Source organism: Helicobacter labacensis (assembly GCF_003660285.1).
Classification (GTDB): Bacteria; Campylobacterota; Campylobacteria; order Campylobacterales; family Helicobacteraceae; genus Helicobacter; species Helicobacter labacensis.
This window is the reverse complement of sequence record NZ_QXQQ01000010.1, coordinates 1-15,642: the sequence shown is the minus strand read 5'-3', so window position 1 is coordinate 15,642 and position 15,642 is coordinate 1. Positions and strand designations below refer to the sequence as shown.

The window sequence follows — 15,642 nt, the reverse complement described above, 5'->3', positions numbered from 1 at the left end:
CTTTATTAAGCATGGTAGTAAAAATCCAGCGCGCCAATTTTTCTCAAGCGCACCTTTCCCTCTTGTAATAGGGTGTTTAAATCTTTGTCTGAGAGGTAGTTGCGCGCCTCTGGTGTGCTTAAAGGGCGGCGTTCTAGCAACGCTAAAAAGGCGCATGGGTCTAGCATTTGCAAAGCAAGAGTGCTAGGGGAGTGTGCGCGCAGGGCTAAACTGACCGGCAAACCCTCAAAATGCGCTGCGATGGCTAATAACGCCTCTGGGCTTAAAGGTTTAGCATTATGGGAGGGGGGGCGATCGATGGTGCTCAAATCCACGCGCGCAATTCTAATTTGGCGCAAAAAGCGCGCGATAGCTTGGATATTTTCCAAGCTATCATTAACCCCCTTGACTAATAACACCTCAGCTACTAACATGCCCTCATAGCGCGCGCTAAAATCTGCAATCCCCTCTAAGAGATGTTCTAGGCAAATGCTTGCGCTGGGTTTATCCACCTTAGCAAACGCCTTAGGCACAGCCGCATCCAAAGAGAATTTCACGATGTCATAGCGCAACAAGGCTTTTTGCACCTCAGGATCGCCAAAGCGCGATCCATTGCTCAAAATCAAAGTCTTAAGTCCGGGAGGGGTTTGAAGTTGGGTGATAAACTCATAGAGATGAGGGTAGAGTGTGGGTTCGCCATTGGCAGTTGTGGTGAGCACATCTAGGGGGGTGTTTTTGTGAATTTGCAAGGCGCCATGCACCGCTTCTAAGAGGGCAGGCAGGGGGATCACATGCGCCATTTTATCTACAGGCTTGTGCGCCTTGAGTTCGCAGTAAACACAATTAAAATTACATTGTTTCATCTCTCCGCTTACATCAATCCCCAAAGACCACCCAAAACGCCGGGATTGCAAAGGACCAAAGACAATTCCCATTCATGCCTCCTCATTTGGGATTATCTCTTGGGCATGGCATTTTAGACACTCTGACACGCTGGGTTTTTTCTTATAGATTTTGAGCACGCGCAAGCCCCCACACTCCTCACATGGCTGAGAGTCAGGTTTGTAATTAGAAATGAATTTACAGCTAGGGTAATTATCACAACCATAAAACATCCCCTTTCTACCTCTTTTAGCGCGCACATCGCCCCCACATTGTGGGCACTTGGCAAGAGGGGGGGTGTTTTTAGTTTCTGTGTTGCGGATATTTTTACAAGTGGGATAAGCGCTGCACGCCACAAACGCCCCAAAACGCCCCTTCTTGCTCACCATGGGCGCGCCGCACTTCTCACACACGCCCAAATCTGCGTTTTCTTCATACTTGATATATTTGCATTTAGGATAGCCACTGCATGCCACAAACTCCCCATACCTCCCCACTCTTTGCACCAAATCCGCGCCACACTGCGGGCATGCCTCTCCTGTGGGGACACTCACTTTTTGAGAGACAATATTGAGCTTGCCCTCCTCAATTTGCGCCATAAAGGGGGTGTAGAAGTCTAAAAGCATTTGTTGCCAACCTAGTTGGTGGCTAGCAATCGCGTCTAATTTGTCTTCTAACCCGGCACTAAAGGTGGTATTCACAATCTGGCTAAAGTGTGTTTCTAAAATCTCAATCACGCTAAAGGCACTGGGGGTGGGGGTGAGCTGTTTTTGTTGCAAGGACACATAGTCGCGGCTAAGTAGTAGGGCGATGGTGGGCGCGTAGGTGCTAGGTCGCCCAATGCCCAAACTCTCTAAAGTTTTGATCAAAGAAGCCTCTGAGTAGCGCGCGGGGGGCTGGGTGGTGCACTCTTTAGCCTCTAAAGCCTCTGTGCGCACTATTTGGTGGAGCTTGAAAGCGGGCAAGAGCATGTCCTTATCCACCTCGCCTAAAACTTTGTAAAAACCCTCAAAGAGCAACTTGCGCCCACTGGCTTTAAAGATCGCCCCTAGCTTTTCATTAGCAAAATACACGCTTTGGTTTTCAAAACGCGCATCGCTCATTTGGGAGGCTAAAAAGCGTTGGTAAATCAAGGTATAGACCTTATGCTCTTCAGGCTTGAGATAGGCTTTAGCCACGCTGGGGGTGAAGTCTAAATTAGTGGGGCGAATCGCCTCATGGGCTTCTTGAGCGCTCTTGTTTTTGGAGGTGTAAGTTTTGGGCTTTTTGGGTAAAAAGGGCGCGCCATAAGTTTTTTCAATAAAGGCGCGCGCGCCCTCTATAGCCTCTTTGGCGATGTTGAGGCTATCTGTGCGCATATAGGTGATCACCCCGCTAGCCCCCTGCGGGGTCATTACCCCCTCATAGAGTTTTTGGGCAATGCTCATGGTTTTTGAGGGGCTATAGCCCAGTTGGCTGGAGGCGCTTTGTTGCAGGGTTGAGGTCATAAAGGGAGGGGGCGTGGGGGTGTTTTTCTCTTTGGTATCGATGTTGCTAACTTGGTAGCTTTGATCGCGCAATTTAGCCACCATTTCTAAGGCTTTTTGCAAATCCCTAAGAGCTTGTTTTTTGAGCTTTTCGTGCTGGTAGCTTTGCAACTCCACCTTAACCCCCCCCATTACCCCCTCAATTTGGTAATAAGTAATGGGTTTAAAAGCCTGTATCTCGCGTTCGCGATCCACGATGAGTTTAAGAGTTGCGCTTTGCACCCGCCCAGCGCTCAAGCCCCTAGAAATTTTAGAGGCTAGTAGAGAACTCAAACTAAAGCCCACAATGCGATCTAGAAGTCTGCGGGCTAGTTGGGCGTTAATTTTATGTATATCTAGGGTTTTAGGGTGCTTGAGCGCGTGTAAAATAGCCGATTTGGTGATTTCATGAAAAACAATGCGCGGGAAGGCAAAGATGGGGTTATGGGGGGCTTTGGGCTGGATTTGGGCTTGCAAAGCGCGCATTTCCTCCAGGGGGTCTTGGGATTTGTGCCCGGCTTGGTTGATGAGGTAGGCAATGTGGTAGCCAATCGCCTCGCCCTCTCTGTCCTCATCTGTGGCGATGTAAACTTCTTTGGCGGCTTTAGAGCGTTGTAAAATCTGGGCGACAATCTCTTTATGGTCTTTATCCACCGCGTATTTGGGGATAAATTGGTTATCTTGCACGCTAATGCCCATCGCGTATTTTCTCAAATCGCGCACATGCCCTTTAGAGGCGATGATCTCATAATTACTGTCCAAGAAATGCGCGATTGTCTTGGCTTTGGTAGGGGATTCTACAATGATGAGTTTGGTGTGTTTAGCCATAAATACCTCGTTTTTGCCGCATTATAAACTATTTTGGTGCATGGATGATCTGCAAAACATGGAATAGCTATTGCTTTGCGTGGGCATATTATCGCAAAGGATGCAAAGATGAGTTTTAGAATCAATACGAATGTCGCTGCGTTAAATGCACACACTATCGGGGTGCGCAACAACCGCGATCTCTCTACTTCTTTAGAAAAATTGAGTTCGGGCTTGCGCATTAATAAAGCTGCCGATGATGCCTCAGGGATGGCAATCGCGGATAGCTTGAGAAGCCAAAGCGCGAGCTTAGGGCAGGCGGTTAAAAACGCTAACGATGCGATTGGGGTGGTGCAAACCGCGGATAAGGCAATGGACGAACAGATCAAAATCTTAGACACGGTGAAAACTAAAGCCGTGCAGGCTGCCCAAGATGGGCAAACCGCTGAAACCAGAAAGGCGTTGCAAAGCGATATTTTACGCCTCTTAGAAGAGTTGGACAATATCGCCAACACCACGAGTTTTAATGGGCAACAACTCTTAGCCGGGAGTTTTTCTAACAAAGAGTTCCAAATTGGGGCTTACTCAAACACTACGATCAAGGCTTCTATTGGTCCTACGGGCTCAGATAAGATCGGGCATGTGCGCTTTGAAACCTCCGCGATGGATCGCGGTGGGATGGAGGTGAGTGCGGGCGCGCACAATCTCCAAGAAGTTACCCTTAGATTCAAGCAGACCAATGGGGTTAACGACTTCAAATTGGAGTCGGTGAAGATCTCCACGAGTGCTGGCACGGGATTGGGCGCGCTGGTGAATGTGATCAACAAAAATTCTGTGGCTTTGGGCGTGCGCGCTTCGGCGGTGGTGATGGGCACGGGGCAGAATTCTGTGGAGTCGGGCACTGTGGTGGGCTTAACCATTAATGGGGTGTTGATCGGGAATGTGAATGATGTCCAACACAATGACCGCGATGGGAGATTGACCAACGCGATCAACTCTGTTAAGGAGCGCACGGGGGTAGAAGCCTATACAGATATTGAGGGGCGCATCAACTTGCGATCCACGGATGGACGGGCGATCTCCGTGCACACCCAAGGCAATTCTGGGCATGTCTTTGGGGGGGGGAATTTCAAGGGCATTTCAGGCGATGGGCATGCCATTGTGGGGCGCTTGACTCTCACTAGGGAGGACGCGCGCGACATCATCGTCAGCGGGGTGAATTTCAGCCATATCGGCTTGCACTCCTCCCAAGGGGTCGCCCAATACACGGTGAATTTGCAAGACATCCGTGGGGTTTTTGATGCCAACGCGGCGAGCGCGAGCGGAGGGAACGCCAATGCCGCCCAAGCGGCGTTCAATCTCAAAGGGATTGGGGCAGGGGTAACCAGTTTGCGCGGGGCGATGATGGTGATGGACATGGCAGAGAGCGCGCGTATCCAGCTAGATAAGATTCGCTCCGATCTAGGTTCTGTGCAGATGGAATTGGTTACCACGATCAACAACATCTCTGTAACCCAAGTGAATGTGAAAGCCGCCGAGTCGCAAATCCGCGATGTGGATTTTGCTGAGGAGAGCGCAAGCTTCTCCAAGTATAACATCTTGGCTCAGAGTGGGAGTTTTGCGATGGCACAGGCTAACGCGGTGCAACAAAATGTCTTGAGACTCTTGCAATAGAGGGGGTGGACTGGGTTTGAGTATTTATGAGAAAAATCTAGGGGTGTTGCAAGCTAAAGACCCCCTACTTGCCCTAGAGTTGAGCAAGCTTAAGAGTAATCTCAAATACGAGGTCTTTGTGCAACAAGACGCGTTCAATATCGTGGACATCTCTACCAATACGCCTCTATTTGCCCATAAACCCTTAGAAGAGAATTTAAATCGTTTTGAAGAGCTAAAGGCTTATGCCTACATTCCCTATCTTTATTTTTATGGCGCAGGCAATGGAATGCTTATGCGCTTGTTTTTGGGCTTGGAGCAACTCAAACGCCTTGTAGTGATCGAACCAGAATTAGAAATTCTTTTCATCATTTTGAATTTACTAGACTTCAGCGAGGAGATACAAAGCGATCGACTCATTTTGCTCCACTCTAGCGCGTGCAATTACCCTTTGATCGCCTCGCTATTTTTAATGGACAAACACGCCAAAATTTACGCTAAAGTCTATGAACTCATCATCACCCACCCCTATTACGAACGCTACGCCCCAGATTTCACACAAATTAACCAGCACTTCATTAAAGCCCTTGAAAACGCTGTGATTGGCGTGGGCAATGACGCTAGGGATGCCATTGTGGGGATCAAACACCATGTGCAAAATCTACCCTTTGTGGTGCAAACCCCCACGCTGATTAACCTTGTGCAAGCCCTCAAAGCGCGCAACGCGCGCTATAACACCGCTATTATTGTCTCTACCGGACCTAGTTTGAATAAACAACTCCCCTTGCTCAAAGAAATTGCCCCTTATGCGACGCTTTTTTGCATTGATGCGTCCTTTCCCATTTTGCACGCGCATGGAATCAAACCCGATCTAGTCTTTTCTTTGGAGCGCGTGGAGGCTAGTGCCAAATTTTACCAAGACACCCCCAAAGAGGCGCAAGAGGGCGTGATCTTTGCGATCACCTCCATTGTGCACCCAAGCTTACGCCAAGCTATTAGCAAGGGCACGATTCAATTTAGTTTGCGCCCCTTTGGCTACACCTCTTTGTTTAATTTGCACGACTATGGCTATTTGGGCATTGGCATGAGTGCGGCTAACATGGCTTATGAGCTTGTGGTGCATGCGCGTTTCAAACGGTGTATTTTTATCGGGCAGGATTTGAGCTTTGCGCCCAGCGGAGAGAGTCATGCGCACGGGGCAATTTATGGCGCACAAGAAATCAAGCCCAAAGATGAGGGAGAGAAGATTTTCATTGAAGCCTATGGCGGGGAGGGGCAGGTAGAGAGCACACGCATTTGGAAACTCTTTTTAGATTTCTTTGAAAAGGACATTTACCACACGCCCTATAACTTAGAAGTGATCAACGCCACGCAAGGCGGAGCTAGAATTAGGGGCACTTTGGAATTGAGTTTTGAGCAGGCAATCGCGCGTATCAAAGCGGATTTACCCGCCCTAGAGCCTAAACCTCCCTTAAAACTCACCCCCCAAGTCCAGAGCGCAGCGCGCGCTGGCTGGAGGAAGCTAGAAACACTTGTTTAGATGCGATTGCCTACGCCCAAGAGTGTAAGGAAAAGATAGAGGCTTTGTTTTTGGAAGTGATGGCTTTTTTAGAGGAGATTGAGGGCTTGAACGCCAAGCAAGAATTGGAGAATTTGGATTTAAAACGCATCGAAGACCTGAGTGGCAGAATTGACGATCTCAAGGGCTTATTTGAAGAGGTCAAATTCAACCAGTGTTTTAATGACGCGATCCAGTCCTATATTTTTCACCAAGAATTAGACATCGCTAAGATTGTGGTCAAACCCACCCCAACCCAAGAGGATTTGCAAGCCAAACAGCTAGAATGGATTTACGCACACAAATACTGGCTTTTTAGTCTAGCAGGGGGGATCACCTGTGTGAAGGACATTTTACAAGAAGCCCTAGATACATGGGAGGGTAGGGAATAATCTTTGCTTTTGGCATGGTAATTTTGATTAAAGGATCACCATGCTCCGTTCGCTATGGTCTGGCGTGAATGGGATGCAAGCCCACCAAATCGCCTTAGACATTGAGAGCAATAACATCGCCAATGTCAACACTACGGGCTTTAAATACTCCCGCGCCTCCTTTGTAGATATGCTCTCCCAAGTCAAACTCATCGCCACCGCCCCCTATAAAAACGGGCTAGCAGGACAAAATGATTTTTCTGTGGGCTTGGGTGTGGGCGTGGATGCCACGACAAAAATCTTTTCTCAAGGCAATTTGCAAAACACCGATGTTAAAACTGACTTAGCCATCGAGGGCGATGGATTCTTTGTCATTAGCCCCGATCGCGGGGTTACGCGTAATTTTACGCGCAGTGGGGAATTCTTATTTGACGCAGAGGGGAGTTTGGTAACCACGGGGGGGTATGTGGTGCAAGGGTGGGTGCGCGATCCTAAGGACATGGGCTCTAAGGGGAGTGAAACCGACATGCTCAAAATTGACAACACCAAGCCCTTACAAAATATCCGCATCGATCCGGGCATGGTCATGCCCGCGCGCTCTAGCAGTAAAATCTCTATGCGCGCCAATTTAAATGCCGGTCGCCACGCCGATCAAACCGGCAATATCTTCATGCTTGATTCCTCTAGCAAAACCCCTGCTGATGGAGTCAAACCCCAATACGACTCTTCGACGAATTTGACTCAATTAGCCGAGGACATGGGGTGTTTATTCAATGAAGATGGGGATGCGTTCTTGCTCAATGAAGATCAAGGTATCTGGGTGAGTTATAAGAGCGCGAGCATGAACAAAGAGATCGATGTTTCTAAGAATAACAGCACCTTAGAGCTCAATGGCACGAAGATCTCTTTTACCAACGACTCCACGATTAGCAAAATCTCTAGCTTGAGCGCGGCTCAGGATGCGATCAACGCGGTGAAGGACAAAACGGGGGTAGAAGCTTATATTGACAATGGCACGCTACGCCTAGAGAACAAGAACAACATGGAGGGCGATGAGCATGTCAAAAACATCGTCATCACAGAGGCGGGCACGGGGGTATTTGACAAATTCACTAAGGGAGAGGGGAGTGTTACGGCTTTTAGATACCGCTACACTAAGGGGGTGAAACCCGATCTTGCTACTGGGCAATTCAAAACCACAGAGGATTTACGCGAACTCATCCAGCGCGATGCCAATATTGTCAAAGATCCCAAACTCAAAGGTAATTACAAGGATTCAGCGGCTTCTGTGTCTGTGGTGGTGAACAAGAATGGCATGTTTGAGATAACCAATAAGGACAATGGCAACCCCACTAGGGAGGATTTGAGCATTTTTGTTACCAACTACGCCTCTAAAAAGGTAACTAAAAATGTCTTGTTTGGCAAAACTATGGGCGCGCTCAACACCGCTTCTCTCATTGAGGGAGGGGTGTCTACAGCCACCTCTAAAATCAGCCATGCCACGCATGCCACTAGCATCGACTTGGTGGATAGTTTAGGCACTAAGCACACCTTGCGCCTAGAGTTTTTCAAAAGCGGGGAATCTGAGTGGCATTTTAGAGCCATTGTGCCAGAGCCAGGCGAACTTGTGGGGAGCTCCCCCATACGCCCCAATGTCTTTGAAGAGGGGCGTTTGCACTTCAATAAAGATGGCTCTTTAGCGGGCATGAACCCCCCCATCTTGCAATTTGATCCTAAAAATGGTTCAGACGCGCCCCAACGCATCACGCTCAACATGGGCACAGCCGGGGGCTTTGATGGGATCACCAGCGTGGATAAAATTTCTGAAACCTACGCCATTGAGCAAAATGGCTACCAAGCCGGGGATTTGATGGATGTGCGCTTTGATAATAATGGCGCGCTTTTGGGGGCTTTTAGCAATGGCAAAACCCTAGCCCTAGCCCAAGTGGCTTTGGCAAATTTTGCTAACGATGCGGGTTTGCAAGCCATTGGGGGGAGCGTGTTCTCTGAAACGGGCAACTCGGGTAAAGCCTTGATTGGGGCGGCTAATACGGGGCGCAGGGGTGGGGTGTCTGGCTCTAAATTGGAGTCTAGCAATGTGGATTTGAGTCGGAGTTTGACTAATTTAATCGTGGTGCAACGCGGGTTTCAAGCCAACTCTAAAGCCGTAACCACTTCCGATCAAATCCTCAACACCTTGCTCAATCTCAAACAATAGGGCGATGCGTGCATGAGTATAGTGTGATCTCTTCTTTGATGGACTTGTGCCAAGCGCACGCCAAAGAACACCACGCCAGCAAGATCGAAAAGGTGGTGGTGAGCATCGGGGAGAGATGCGCGATGGACAAACAGCTTTTCATGAGCGCGTTTGAAACCTTTAAAGAGGAGCTAGACTTATGCAAGGACGCGTTACTAGAGATTGTAGAAGAAAAGGTAGAATTAACTTGTTTGGCATGCGGGCATGTCTTTGAGCCGACCAAGCTAGATTATAGCGCGTGTGAGAAATGCGGGGGGAGGGTGCGCCTTAGCAAGGGCACACAGATGACTCTCTTGTCGCTGGAGATGGTATGAAAGATTCGATCTTCCAAGAATTTATCCAAAAAGCCCCCGAAATCAAAGAAAAATGGGAACTGGTGCGCCTTTTTGAGGAGGAGCGCCAGAAATTCCAAGAAGAATTGCAGGTGTATGACAATGAGATCACCCAAGCTAGGGAGGTGCTAAAAGGTTTGCGCGCGGAATTGTTGGAAGCAAGGGCGCATCTAAAAGATCTGCAACAACGCCACCAGAGCAAAAAAGAAGAGATCAAGGCGATCCAACAAGAACTCTTGACCCACAAGGTGCAACGCGACTTGCTTGCCCAGCAGAATAATAAAGAAAAACTCCTAGAACAAGATGACGCGCAACTCTTGCCCCAGCCCTTGAGTTTTGTAGAGATCTATCTTAAAGATCGCTCTGTGGCTAAGGCGCGCCCAGCCAAACGCTTTTTTGGGGATCAGCTTTATCGCAAATACCGCGTGCTTTTGCGCGAAAACCGCGCGCTCAAAGATCGCATTTTTGAATTGGACTTAGAAAACAGCACCTTGAAGATCGAATTGAGGGACATAAAAACTAAGGACTTCTTAAAAGCCAATGGCTATTTAGAAGAGCCCAAGGAGGAACCCTGAAAGTGCTTGTGAGCGCGCTAGAAGTGAGCGCGAATACCCACTTCAAGGCGTTGCGCGCGCTCTTGCCCGAGGTGGAGTGGCTGGGTATTTATGACCCCCTAGAACCCCGGGACAAACCCCTATTTAGCTCTAAGGACTTTGCGGTGATGGGCTTTAAGGAGGTGATCTTAAAGCTGGGCTTTATCTATAAAGCCTTGCGCCAAATGGGCGCGCTATCCTGCCAAGCCGATGTGATCTTGCTGATGGACTCTAGCTCGTTTAACATCCCCCTAGCCAAGCGTATCAAAAAGCACAGCCCCAACAAGCCCATCATTTATTACATTTTGCCCCAAGTGTGGGCGTGGAAGAGTTACCGCGCGCCGATTATAGAACGCTATTGCGACCAACTTGGGGCGATCCTGCCCTTTGAGCTCTCCTATTACAAGAGCAAGGCGGAGTATGTGGGGCATCCCCTTTTAGATGAGATCAAGGACTTTAAAACCCGACCCCAGGGCAGGGGCGTGGTGTTTATGCCCGGGAGTCGCAAGCAAGAGATTGACGCGCTCTTTTCTATCTTCGCGCAGGTAGCCCAAAAAATCCCCCTAAGGCGTATTTTAGTTGTGCCCCCCAATTTACAAGGTAGCGATCTAAGCGCGCTCTATGGCAAGGACATTTCTCTCTTTGAAATTTCTTACAACGCGCCACAAAGCCTCTATGAAGCCGAATTTGCCTTTATTTGTAGTGGCACGGCGACTTTGCAAGCCGCTTTGATTGGCACGCCCTTTGTGCTAGCCTATAAAGCCAGAATCCTAGACTATTACATCGCCAAGAGTTTGGTCAAGCTCACTTGCATCGGGCTAGCTAATATCTTTTACAACGCCCTGCACCAAGAAAGCCCGGGGCGGGGCACGACCATGCTACACCCGGAGTTGATCCAAAAGGATGTGAACCCCACTAATTTACTACAAGCCTACGCCCAAATGGATCGCGCCCATTTTGTGCGCGAAGCCCAACGCTTAAGAGCCTATCTTAATACGGGTAGTGCCAAGCGTGTGTCAGAGTGGATTAAGTCAAAAGCTCTTGACAACACTTTTAGTTTTCTTTAGAATACAGAACTTATTTTATATCACTAGGAAGTGTTATGTTAATTTCTAAAGTCATACATAAAAAGTTTTTCGCACTGGGTTTGTGCTTGGGGCTAGCCCCTTTGGGCGCGGGGAATAATGGCGGGTATTTCGCGCTGGGGTTTCAGTATTCCAATATGGGCGCAGGAGGGAGCGCTAATAGCACCTTTTTGAGCAATGAATCAGACACCGCGACCACTAACGCCACTTCGGGGAATCTCTTTGGGGGCGATGTGCAACTGGGTTACAGACAATTCTTTGGCAAGAAAAAACGCTTTGGGATGCGCTATTACGCCATGTTTAGCGCGCAGGGAGGGCATTATAGCTACCCGCAAAACTACTTTGCCCCCGATGATAGCACACATGTGTATGTGATTAGAAATGGCGCGCTGGCTAATCTCTTTTATGGCGCGGGTTGGGATATGTTGCTAGATTTCTACCAAAGCGACACGCGCTCTTTTGGGATTTTTGGGGGGGTGATGTTGGGGGGAACTTCATGGCTACTAGGGGGGAGCGATGGGGCGTGCCGGGCGGATCGCTACAATTTAGACACGGGGGATTTAGCATGCGGACCCACAGGGCAATCCTATGCCCAAATGGCTAAACAGTTGGGCAAGCTAGCCAGCTATTCTCCCAGTTATGTGCAATTTGCCTTCAATTTTGGGGTGCGCGCCAATGTGAGTAAGCATAATGGGCTTGAGGTGGGCGTGCGTGCCCCTGTGATCAACACGCCCTATTTCGTGCACAAGGGCGACCCCATTGCTAGTTTGCACTTTAGACGCATGATCGTCCTCTTTGCTAATTATGTGGTGAATTTCTAGGTATCACCCCAAAGCCCAGCGCGCCTACCCGCGCTTGCTCTTAAATTTTTCCAATTTTTCGTCATAATCTTAGTGGTGTTAGTGATTCTGACTCAACCACTCTACTAACAAAACCCGGTAGATCGGGTGTTGTGCCATAACTTACTTAATTTTGCGCTTTAGCCCTTAGATTTTTCAAGTTTTGGTTATAATGCGACCTTATGGCACGCATGGTGGTCTGCTTTTGGGCTATTTGGCGTAACGGCTAGAGATTGTTCTAGTTTGTGGGTTAGGGGTTGCAGTGGGTGGCACTCCGGAAAGGAGACACACCATGAAATTGCTTATAATCTTAGCGGTGTTAGTGGTTTTTGCCCAGCCACTACACTAGGATAGTGCAAACCCGGGGAAACCCGGGCACCGCTAGGATTATTGTGCCATAAGTTTTTAAATTTTGCGCTTACAAACTTTTCAATTCAGGCAAACTTTCAGTTTGCTTCCCATAGTTCTTTTAAGAGTGCCACAAACTCGGGTTGTTTTTTTGCCAAGACTTTAAAAGATTCTAGCAGATGTAAAAACTCAGCGCGATTGAGGGCGTAAATATCCCGGGCGATCAAAATATCTAGCTTGGCGCGTTTGGTGTCAAAAAGCTTAGCGGTTTTGGGGACATCTAGGTCTTTAAAGAGAGTTTTAAGTGCGCTAAAATGCCCTGTGTCGTGGTAGAGTTGGCATTCTAGCGCGCTCTTGGCGATAGCCACATAAAGGGGGTTGTTTTCTATCTCTGTGGGGCTAGGCTGGGGGAGGGGGAGTTGTCCAAGATAAGTTCTTGTGATATTAATTTGGGTTAGTGATCGCAAGTAATAATCTACTACCAAAGAATTAAACAAGCCCAAAGTAAAGAGAGTTTGCAAAAGTGGCATTTCTATAATGCCCTTTGGGGCGTAAAGCTTAGGCACAACAAAATACATACTCTCGCCCACCGCGCAATTTTTAGGTAACAAGCTCGCAACAAGACTTCTCTCATCTGTATCGCGCGCAATTTTTCTATACCCCAGCCTAAAATATCCAAACTCGTAGGCGATTGCCCCCGTATAGCCCCCCTTTTTAGCGCGGTGTTCTTCTCTACTTTTTAGTTTCTCTTGCAGTGCCTCTAGCTCCACACAAAAGCGGGGTGGGCTAAACTGGGCGTTAAATTGGTGGATGTGTTTGCCCTCTAATAGGGGCAAAAGCGTAGCTTTTGCTTCTAGCGTAGCTTCTTCTAGCGTAGATTTTGCTGGGGTTTTGCGTGTGTCAATGGGCTTAAACAAGTCTTTATCGGCGGTCATGTGCAACTCGGATCTAAAATCTAGCCACGCCTCACTTAATTTTGCAAAACGCTTAGAACAATGCTCTAAAATCTGCAAATCTAGGGGGCTTCGCACCTCTTTAAGGGCTCTTTTGGGCGTGTTTAGTAGGTCTTTAGGGGAGATTAACAGGGGCTTTAGCTGGGCGATGTCTTTAGGGTCCTCTAAATAAAAAAGGGCTTTGATGGGCAAAAGCGTAGCTTTTGCTGGCGTAGCCTTCGCTGGCGTAACCTTCGCTAGTGTTGCTTTGCTTGGCGTAGCCTTGTCTAGCGTTGCCTTGCCTGAGCGCACGCCTAGTAAAGCGAATTTGTAACAGCGATGCACATCGGGGAAAATCCCTTGGCGGTTTTCAAAACTATAGAAAAACTCTAAATGGTGTTGCTCTAGGATCGCGCTTCTAAGATTTAAAGAACCCTCTTCTAACATCAGCGCGCTAGGGATCACTAAAGCTAATTTAGCTTGAGCGCAAAGTAGGCTCAAATTGCGCTCAATGAAAAATCTAAAGAGATTGCCATCCCCTGCCCCACGGCTTAGAGGGTAATGGGCTTTGTAATAGGCGTTGGTGGTTTGGATGTGGGCTTTTTGTGTGTCGTATTCTTGTTGGATATAGGCTTTGCTTAGGGCTTCTTTCTTAAAATCTGCCTTTTCTTGCAGGCTAAAGCTGCGGTAATTACTCCTAAGGCTAGCAAAAAACTCGCTTTCATCAAATTTGCTCTTCTCCCATGGGGGGTTGCCAATGATGGCATCAAAGCCGCTAAAGCGCGCTTGATCATCTACTAACTCGGGGAAGGCGATTTCGTAGTTGAAAAAGCGGTGTTGCTGGGCAAGCTTGATCACAGCTTCTTTGAGCTTGTAGGGGTCTTTGGGGTTGTTGAGCTCTTCTAAGCCCTCCTCAAGCCCACCTTCAAAAAGGGCGGCGCATTTTTCTCTCAAAGAGGGTTTGTCTTTATGGGTTTTGGTGTTGTCCAAAAAGTCTAGCGCGGTGCGGGTGTGTAACATCAGATTGAGTTCTTGCATGGCTGTTTGGGCTTGCACATAGAGGTCTTTGGATTGTGCGATCTCTTCGGGCTTGGTGTCTTTGAGATCGCTTAGGGCTTTAAATTGGGTTTTGAGTTGATCTAGGCGATCTTTGAAGGGTTTAGCAAATAAACTATTGGGGTCTAAATTTAAATCTTCAAAGCTTGAGCCCATCAAAGCGTTGCCGCATTTAATGTGGTGCTCAATAAAGCTCAAAGGCGTGCCAAAGATAAAGCTATCAATCCATAAAGAGAGTTTAGCTAGCTCTATGCTAAAGGGATTGACATCTATGCCATAGATCATTTTCTTTAAAAGCAGGCGTTTAAGACAGCCGCTTCGTCTATTTCATACAAGAGGTTGTATTGTTCTACTTGCTTGGCAATGTCTTGAATCTCACTCTCTAGTAGGGGGGCTAGGCTTTTAAAATGCAACGCCTTTTGGCTAGCCTGATTTAGCGCTTCTATGAGAAATGCCCCACTCCCACAGGCATTATCTAAAATCTTAAAGCTTAAGACATTGTCATCATTTAAGCCCTCTAGGGCGTTTTGGACTAAAATTTTAGTGATCTCCTCATTAGTGTAAAAACTCCCGCTAGATTTTCTAGAGTTGGAGGTGTTTTTTAAATAGATTTGCCCTTTTTTATAATCTTGGCTAGAGGTGATCTTTTCTTGTTTTTCTAAGCGCGCTTTGTCATAACGATCGTAATAGCCCTCGCCTTTTGAGGTCTTGCAGTAGTGAATCTCCTCTTTGGCGATGGCAAAGCTGTAGGACATTAGCCCCTCGTAAATGCTGCCTAAATGCGCCACGCTCAAGGTCGCATACCCGCGCTTGGTGTCCTTTTCATAGTAGAGCAGGTGCTTTAAGATTGTTTTTAAAAGGGGATCGTTGATGATCTTGCCTGTTTTAAATAGGGCGGTCTTTTCTGGCTCAAAGAGTCCGCCATCAAATAGGGGCATGGCGTAGTTGGGGTTACCTTCGTTGTAGATGGTGAAAAGTTGTTCAAGTCTGGCGATGCCATAGTAGGTGCTAGGGTTGTCCTCTAGCCAAGTTAAAATGTTGTGGATGCTCAAATGCTTGGCAAACCCGCTATGCCCTTTGAGCACATCCTCAAACTTGTCTTCAAAGTAGGCAATAAAGAGCAGTCTAAAGAGAAAATACAGGGTGTTTTCATAGATGTCTTTGAGGGGGGCTTGTGGGTGTTTGGCATACAAAGCCGCGCCGATGGTTTCAAACAAAGAGAAGTCATAGCCCTCTGTGCCATAGATGAGATTTTGTAAATCTTTTTCAATGTCTGTTTTGTGCTGTTCATTGGCTTGGAGTGTGGCGCTGATTTTGGGGTCTTGATCCTCTTGATCCTCTTGGGGCAAGAAGTTAGTCGCATTAAAAAGGTGGTAAAAGTATAAAAAACTCTCTAAATCTTGCTTTTGTAAAATCTTTTCTAAATGCACTTCAAAAAAGACTTT

General features: G+C 47.8%; 10 protein-coding genes and 1 pseudogene. 7 read left to right on the top strand and 4 right to left on the bottom strand.

Translation table 11 applies throughout. The annotated features are described in order from the left end of the window. Window positions 1-5 precede the first annotated feature (5 nt). Entirely contained in the window at window positions 6-914 is a 909-nt protein-coding gene (locus EAO33_RS04285) for a radical SAM protein (RefSeq protein ID WP_120945314.1), read from the bottom strand. Beyond that, entirely contained in the window at window positions 915-3,194 is a 2,280-nt protein-coding gene (gene topA / locus EAO33_RS04280; RefSeq protein ID WP_120945312.1) for a type I DNA topoisomerase, read from the bottom strand. Window positions 3,195-3,302: 108 nt separating this feature from the next. Here topA and EAO33_RS04275 point away from each other — a divergent pair, with 108 nt between their 5' ends. The 7 genes and pseudogenes from EAO33_RS04275 (at window position 3,303) to EAO33_RS04245 (ending at window position 11,843) form a co-directional block, all read left to right on the top strand. After that, window positions 3,303-4,847: a flagellin B gene (locus tag EAO33_RS04275; RefSeq protein WP_120945310.1), complete on the top strand. Its 1,545-nt coding sequence runs from the start codon at window positions 3,303-3,305 to the stop codon at window positions 4,845-4,847. 16 nt (window positions 4,848-4,863) lie between these two features. Next, window positions 4,864-6,776 (top strand): annotated as a pseudogene (locus EAO33_RS04270) (motility associated factor glycosyltransferase family protein). 40 nt (window positions 6,777-6,816) lie between these two features. After that, entirely contained in the window at window positions 6,817-8,973 is a 2,157-nt protein-coding gene (flgE, locus tag EAO33_RS04265) for a flagellar hook protein FlgE (RefSeq protein WP_120945308.1), read from the top strand. An 8-nt stretch (window positions 8,974-8,981) separates the two neighbouring features. After that, window positions 8,982-9,326 carry a hydrogenase/urease nickel incorporation protein HypA gene (hypA, locus tag EAO33_RS04260; protein ID WP_120945306.1) on the top strand — a complete coding sequence of 115 codons (345 nt, stop codon included), beginning with the start codon at window positions 8,982-8,984 and terminating at the stop codon, window positions 9,324-9,326. Further along, entirely contained in the window at window positions 9,323-9,919 is a 597-nt protein-coding gene (mua, locus tag EAO33_RS04255) for a nickel-binding protein Mua (RefSeq protein ID WP_205589497.1), read from the top strand. The genes hypA and mua overlap by 4 nt, the downstream gene beginning before the upstream one ends. Then, a complete protein-coding gene (lpxB, locus tag EAO33_RS04250; RefSeq protein WP_120945304.1) occupies window positions 9,916-11,004 on the top strand; it encodes a lipid-A-disaccharide synthase in 1,089 nt (362 codons plus the stop codon). The genes mua and lpxB overlap by 4 nt, the downstream gene beginning before the upstream one ends. Window positions 11,005-11,039: 35 nt before the next feature. Next, window positions 11,040-11,843, top strand: a complete 804-nt coding sequence (locus tag EAO33_RS04245; RefSeq protein WP_120945302.1) for an outer membrane protein — start codon at window positions 11,040-11,042, stop codon at window positions 11,841-11,843. Between the two features lie 464 nt (window positions 11,844-12,307). Here the strand turns inward: EAO33_RS04245 and EAO33_RS04240 are convergent, their stop codons facing one another. Both EAO33_RS04240 and EAO33_RS09450 read right to left on the bottom strand, forming a co-directional pair. Beyond that, on the bottom strand, window positions 12,308-14,482 hold the full coding sequence (locus EAO33_RS04240; RefSeq protein ID WP_235853052.1) for an Eco57I restriction-modification methylase domain-containing protein: 2,175 nt from the start codon (window positions 14,480-14,482) through the stop codon (window positions 12,308-12,310). A gap of 5 nt (window positions 14,483-14,487) precedes the next feature. Continuing rightward, window positions 14,488-15,642 (bottom strand): N-6 DNA methylase (locus EAO33_RS09450; RefSeq protein ID WP_235853051.1); only part of this gene is annotated, 1,155 nt, incomplete at its 5' end.